This window comes from Promicromonospora sp. NPDC057488 (assembly GCF_042802395.1).
GTDB lineage: Bacteria > Actinomycetota > Actinomycetes > Actinomycetales > Cellulomonadaceae > Promicromonospora.
This window is the reverse complement of record NZ_JBHVEG010000264.1, coordinates 1-5,843: the sequence shown is the minus strand read 5'-3', so window position 1 is coordinate 5,843 and position 5,843 is coordinate 1. Positions and strand designations below refer to the sequence as shown.

Sequence of the window (5,843 nt, the reverse complement as noted above, 5' to 3'; positions counted from 1 at the left end):
GTCCATCAACCGACCGGTCTCGACGCAAGGGACCGATCTCGAAGCGCGGCCCCAGCCAGGGGCCAGCGCAACCCGGGTGAAACGGACGTTTCGATCAGGTCACCTCCTGGGAACGCCGTTGAAACGCAGCAGTGCGAGCATCGAAGGATGACGAGCCCGCGCGAGACGTCCGCCCCTTCGTCCCGGGCCGTACCCGGCCCCGAGGACGCCGCCTGGCTCGCCCGCGCCGTCGAGGTCGCGTCCCGGAACGTGGCCGACGGCGGTGGCCCCTTCGGGGCCGTCGTCGTGCGCGGAGGCACCGAGATCGCGGCCGCCGGCAACCGCGTGACCCGGGACCTCGACCCCACGGCCCACGCCGAGGTGGTCGCGATCCGGGCGGCCTGCCAGGCGCTGGGCACGTTCTCGCTGGCCGGGACCACGCTGTACGCCTCGTGCGAGCCCTGCCCGCTGTGCCTCTCGGCAGCGCTCTGGGCCCGGGTGGACCGCGTCGTCTTCGCCGCGGACCGGCACGACGCCGAACGCGCCGGCTTCGACGACCGCGAGTTCTACGAGCTGCTCGACCGGGACCGGTCGACGTGGCCCAACCCCGTCGTCGAGCACCGGATCGAGCGGGCCGGCGAGCCGTTCGAGGCCTGGCGCGAGCACACCGCGCGCATCCCCTACTGACCCGCGGCAGGGGGATCCCCGGAGCAGACCTCGTCCGGTACGTTTTACGGCGGTGCACCCGGCCGACGCCGGGCAGGACGGAGCAGACCATGGATGCCAGGAACAGCACGACGACGGTCGGGATCGTGCTCGCGGCCGGCGCGGGCAGCCGGTTCGGCATGCCCAAGGCGCTGGCCCGCACCGACGGCGGCACGCCCTGGCTCGAGCTCGCCTGCCAGGCGCTGGTCGACGGCGGCTGCGCGGACGTCGTCGTCGTGCTCGGGGCGCGGTCCGACGAGGCCGAGGGCCTCGCGCGCGCCGGCGCCACGTCCGTCGTCGCCGACCAGTGGGACACCGGGCTCGCGGCGTCGCTGCGCACCGGCCTCGCCTCGGCGCAGGAGACCGGCGCGGACGCCGCCGTCGTCTCCCTGGTGGACCTGCCCGGCCTGCGGCCCGACGCCGTCCGCCGGGTGCTGGAGCCGTTCGGCGAGCCGGACACCGCACGCGGCGCCCTCGCCCGCGCCACCTACGACGGCCGCCCCGGGCACCCCGTGCTGCTGGGCCGCGCCCACTGGGAGCCGCTCGCCGGCTCGGTCCGCGGGGACAGCGGCGCCGGGCTGTACCTGCGCACGCACGGCGCCGTCGGCATCGACTGCACCGACCTCGGTGGCGGGGACGACGTCGACCGCTGGTGATTCACCCCCCTGGTAGGGACACCCCCACCACCCGATCCGGGTGATCCCTGAGGTTTCCCCCGGTCCTGCCCGAATCCTGTCGCCGTGACCGGGTCGGCTACGTAGTCTCGGAATCGTGGAGGCCACGGAACTCGCCCGCCTGCAGTTCGCGCTGCTGGCCGCTGTGCACTTCCTCTTCGTGCTGCTCACGCTCGGGCTCGGCCCTGTGGTGGCGATCTTCAACACGCGCTGGGCCCGCGCCTCGGGCGACCGCGCCGTCGTGCTGGGGAACGCGACCCGGTTCTGGGGCCAGATCTACCTGGTGAACTACGCGCTCGGCATCGCGGCCGGGATCGTGCTGGAGCTGCAGTTCGGCCTGCACTTCCCTGGCCTGCTCGACGTCGCCGGCGAGGTCTTCGGGGCGCCGCTCGCAGTGGAGACCCTCGCGGCGTTCTTCCTGGAGTCCACGCTGCTCGGTCTGTGGGTGTTCGGCTGGCACCTGTTCCCGCGCGGGCTGCACGCCGCCATCTTCTGGGCCGTGGTGCTCACCGGGTACGCCTCCGCCTTCGCCGTGATGGTGGCCAACGGGTTCCTGCGCAACCCCGTGGGGTACGTGCTGGAGGGCCCGCCCGACGCCTCGGTCGCCCGCATCACCGACATCGGCGCGCTGGTCGCCAACCCGGCAGCGCTCGTGTCGGGCCTGCACGTCGTCGGCGCCTGCCTGATGGCCGGCGGGTTCGTGCTCGTGGGCGTCTCCGCGTGGCACCTGCGGCGCGTGGGTGGCGGCGAGCGTCTGCCGGTGAGCCCCGACGAGGACCTCTGGCGCCGCTCCATGCGCGCCGGGATCTGGACGGGTCTGGCGGGCGTGCTGTTCGTGCAGGCGTTCGGGTACGCCCAGTTCGGCTACATCGAGGGGGGCTTCGGCCAGGACGCCGCGGTCGGCGTGCTGCTCGAGATCATGATGCGGTCGGCGGACCTGGTGTTCCTCGGCGCCCTGGTGCTCCCGCTGCTGCTCATCGGGGGGGCCCTGTTCCGGATGCGCGGCCGCCGCACCCTCTACGCGGTGCTCACGGCCCTGCTGCCGCTGCCGTTCCTCGTCGGGATCGCTGGCTGGCTGGTGCGGGAGCTGGGGCGGCAGCCGTGGGTGATCCAGGGCGTGCTCCGGGTCGACCAGGTCACCTCCGACCAGTCCGCGCGCGCCGTCCTGGCCTCGCTGGTGCTGCTGGTGGGCCTCATGGTGACGCTCGCCGTCCTCGACTGGTGGGTCCTGACGCGGCTGGCCCGCGCCGGGACCGACCGCCTCGTGCTCGGGGCCGCCCCGGCCGACGTCCTGCGGGACGACGGCGCGGACGACGTCGTGCTGCTCCGCTTCGGGCCCTCGCAGGAGAGCCGATGAGCGCGTCGGCCTGGGCGGTGCTGCTGACCGTCCTGCTGACGGGGTGGGTGGTGCTCGACGGCGCCGTCCAGGGCGCGGGCGCCACCCTGCTGCAGGAGCACGGCCAGGACGGCAAGGAACGACGGCGGGAGCCGGCCGAGCGCCGGCTGGTGCTGGGCGCGGTCGGCCCGCTGCTGCTGCCGGGGGAGGTGTGGCTCGTGGCGGCACTCGGCGTGCTGATCGGCGTGTTCCCGCACGCCGAGGCCGACCTGCTCGCGGCCGGGTACCCCGTGGCGATCACGCTGGTGGGCTCCTGGGCGCTGCGGGACGCCGCGATCTGGCTGCGCAGCCGCCGTCCGGGCAACGTGTGGCGGGACGTGTGGGACGTGGTGCTCGTGGTCGCCAGCATCGCGCTGGCCGGGAGCTGGGGCGCGCTGCTCGGCGTGGCCTGGGGGAGCGGCCTGGCCGCGCTGGCCCTCGGCATCGCCGCCGTGGTCGTCACGCGCCTGCACGGGGACGCCCTGGTCGCGTGGCGGCTGCGCCGCACCGGTCCGCTGCCGGTGGTCGTCACCTCGGTCATGATCGCCGCCCCCGTCGTCGGCACGGCGCTCGCGGCCTGGCCGCGGCTGGTCGGGGGCGCGGTCTCCGAGCCCACCATGGCGGCGCTCGGCATCGTCGCGCTGGTGGTGCTGCCCGTGGTCCTCGCACTGCAGGTCGCGGCCTGGTGGCTCGTCTCCCGGCCCCTGGACAGCCGGGACACGCTGTTCTTCTGACCCCCGGAACTTAGATCTCGAAACGGACGTATCGCCCCAGCGCACGACGAGATGCCGGTAAAGTCCTACCTACCATGACCATGAAGAACCGCATCGTCTGCGCGCTGCTCGGCGCCCTGGCGTTCGCCATCGCGACCCTGCTCCTGCTGTGGCTCCCCGAAGCCCTCGTGGGCATCCTCGGGACCGGCGGGGTGCTGCTGTTCCTGGCCGCCCTGGTGCTGCCGACCAACACCCGGCAGCCGCCGGTGCACAGCCTCGCGATCCTCGACAAGGGGTACCTGACGCCCGTCGAGATCCACCAGATCCTCGGCATCTGGCTGCCGTCGGGCAGCTCGGCCCTCGACGCGCGCGACGCGCAGTGGACGGTTGCCCGGCACGTCGCCAAGTGGCGCGCCGACCACGTGGTCAACGTGATGGACTTCCACGGCGTGGTCGCCGAGCGCCGGTTGGACATGCTCTCGGTGGTGCAGTGGGTCGGCATCCAGCTCCTGCCCGCGTTCCTGGGCCTGATCTTCCTGATCCCCACCCTCGCGCTGAGCGGGTTCGACAAGATCACCATCAACTTCCTGCAGACCCTCCTGCTCTTCGTGGTCTGGGGCGGCGTCGCGCTGCTGGCGCGCTGGATCCTGGAGAAGCACGTGATCCACCGGTTCGTGTGGGAGCCGGAGCTGACGGCGGACGGGACGCGGTTCGTCGAGCGGTGAGGTCTCGACAGGCTCGACCCGCGGGTGTGCTGGAGTGTCGGTGACTGGGGGCAGAATGGCTCTGTGCCCCTGTACCGAGACGACGCGATCGTGCTGCGTACCCAGAAGCTGGGCGAGGCGGACCGCATCGTCACGTTCCTGACGCGCGAGCACGGCAAGGTGCGCGGCGTGGGCAAGGGCGTGCGGCGCACGTCGTCCAAGTTCGGGGCGCGGCTGGAGCCGTTCATGGCCGTCGACGTGCAGCTGCACACCGGCCGCAACCCGCGGCCGGGCATGGGCCTCGACACGGTGACGCAGGTCGAGACCATCGGCGCCTACGCCCGCGCGATCAGCGAGGACTACGGCCTGTACACGTCCGGCACCGTGATGCTGGAGGCCGCCGACCGGCTGGTCGCGCAGGAGCAGGAGCCGGCGGTGCAGCAGTACTGGCTGCTGGCCGGGGGCCTGCGGGCCCTGTCGGAGCGGCACCACGACGCCGGCCTGGTGCTCGACTCGTACCTGCTGCGGGCGCTCGCGGTGGCGGGCTGGGCGCCGTCGTTCGAGGACTGCGCGCGCTGCGGCGAGCCCGGCCCGCACCACTCGTTCAACGTGGCGCAGGGCGGCGCCGTCTGCCCGCGCTGCCGGCCGCCGGGCTCCACCGCGCCCGCGCCCGAGACCTTCGCCCTGCTGTCCTCGCTGCTCGCGGGCGACTGGGTGACCGCCGACGCGTCCGACGCGCGGCACCGCAAGGAGGCGAGCGGCCTCGTCGCCGCCTACGGCCAGTACTACCTGGAGAGAACGTTGCGATCGTTGAAGATGGTGGAGCGCTGATGGCCCGGAACACCCGCCGGGACCTGGTCAAGCCGTTCCCGCACCCGTCCGGCGAGCAGGCTCCGCGCATTCCCAAGGAGTTCCTGCCGCGCCACGTCGCCGTCGTCATGGACGGCAACGGGCGCTGGGCCAACGCGCGCGGCCTGCCGCGCATCGAGGGGCACCGGGCGGGCGAGAACTCCCTGCTCGACGTCGTCGCGGGCGCCGTCGACGTGGGTGTCGAGTACGTCTCCGCCTACGCGTTCAGCACCGAGAACTGGAAGCGCTCGCCCGAGGAGGTGCGCTTCCTGATGAACTTCACGCACGAGGTGATGAAGCGCCAGTGCGACGTCATGGCGTCGTGGGGCGTGCGGATCCGGTGGGCCGGACGCCGTCCGAAGCTGTGGAAGTCCGTGATCGAGGTGCTCCAGGAGGCCGAGGAGCGCACCAAGGACAACGACCTCTGCACGCTGACGATGTGCGTCAACTACGGCAGCCGGGCCGAGCTGGCCGACGCCGCCGCGGCCATGGCCCGGGACGCCGCCGCGGGCAAGCTGGACCCGAAGCGCATCACCGAGAAGACGGTGCAGAAGTACCTGTACCTGCCCGACGTGCCCGACGTCGACCTGTTCCTGCGGTCCTCGGGCGAGCAGCGCACGTCGAACTTCATGCTGTGGCAGGCGGCGTACGCCGAGATGGTGTTCCTCGACGAGCCGTGGCCCGACGTCGACCGGCGGCACCTGTGGCACGCGGTCGAGGAGTACGCGAAGCGCGACAGGCGCTACGGCGGGGCGCTGGACAAGCCCACCGCGAAGTAGCGAGAACCCCCGCCGGTCGAGCTGCTCCGCTGGTCGAGCTTGTCGAGACCTACCAGGTCTCGACA

Annotated in this window: 7 protein-coding genes; all 7 read left to right on the top strand. The window is 72.9% G+C overall.

Translation table 11 applies throughout. The annotated features are described in order from the left end of the window. The first annotated feature begins 147 nt into the window (after window positions 1-147). Window positions 148-666 (top strand): nucleoside deaminase, encoded by a 519-nt coding sequence (locus ACFU5G_RS28630; RefSeq protein ID WP_377252307.1) that lies wholly within the window; start codon window positions 148-150, stop codon window positions 664-666. 89 nt (window positions 667-755) lie between these two features. Next, a complete protein-coding gene (locus ACFU5G_RS28625) occupies window positions 756-1,340 on the top strand; it encodes an NTP transferase domain-containing protein (RefSeq protein WP_377252304.1) in 585 nt (194 codons plus the stop codon). Between the two features lie 115 nt (window positions 1,341-1,455). Further along, window positions 1,456-2,715, top strand: a complete 1,260-nt coding sequence (locus ACFU5G_RS28620; protein ID WP_377252302.1) for a cytochrome ubiquinol oxidase subunit I — start codon at window positions 1,456-1,458, stop codon at window positions 2,713-2,715. Beyond that, complete coding sequence (locus tag ACFU5G_RS28615) at window positions 2,712-3,467, top strand: cytochrome d ubiquinol oxidase subunit II (protein WP_377252300.1); 756 nt, start codon at window positions 2,712-2,714, stop codon at window positions 3,465-3,467. The genes ACFU5G_RS28620 and ACFU5G_RS28615 overlap by 4 nt, the downstream gene beginning before the upstream one ends. A gap of 80 nt (window positions 3,468-3,547) precedes the next feature. Continuing rightward, window positions 3,548-4,171, top strand: coding sequence for a hypothetical protein (locus ACFU5G_RS28610; protein WP_377252298.1), 624 nt, complete (start codon window positions 3,548-3,550; stop codon window positions 4,169-4,171). A 63-nt stretch (window positions 4,172-4,234) separates the two neighbouring features. Then, window positions 4,235-4,981: a DNA repair protein RecO gene (gene recO, locus ACFU5G_RS28605; RefSeq protein ID WP_377252296.1), complete on the top strand. Its 747-nt coding sequence runs from the start codon at window positions 4,235-4,237 to the stop codon at window positions 4,979-4,981. Then, window positions 4,981-5,778: an isoprenyl transferase gene (locus ACFU5G_RS28600; RefSeq protein WP_377252294.1), complete on the top strand. Its 798-nt coding sequence runs from the start codon at window positions 4,981-4,983 to the stop codon at window positions 5,776-5,778. The genes recO and ACFU5G_RS28600 overlap by 1 nt, the downstream gene beginning before the upstream one ends. Window positions 5,779-5,843 lie beyond the last annotated feature (65 nt).

Coding starts and splice junctions, on each gene's coding strand:
- ACFU5G_RS28610 (WP_377252298.1), top strand. CDS start 3,548: ATGAAGAACCGCATCGTCTGCGCGCTGCTCGGCGCCCTGGCGTTCGCC.
- ACFU5G_RS28600 (WP_377252294.1), top strand. CDS start 4,981: ATGGCCCGGAACACCCGCCGGGACCTGGTCAAGCCGTTCCCGCACCCG.
- ACFU5G_RS28630 (WP_377252307.1), top strand. CDS start 148: ATGACGAGCCCGCGCGAGACGTCCGCCCCTTCGTCCCGGGCCGTACCC.
- ACFU5G_RS28625 (WP_377252304.1), top strand. CDS start 756: ATGGATGCCAGGAACAGCACGACGACGGTCGGGATCGTGCTCGCGGCC.
- ACFU5G_RS28615 (WP_377252300.1), top strand. CDS start 2,712: ATGAGCGCGTCGGCCTGGGCGGTGCTGCTGACCGTCCTGCTGACGGGG.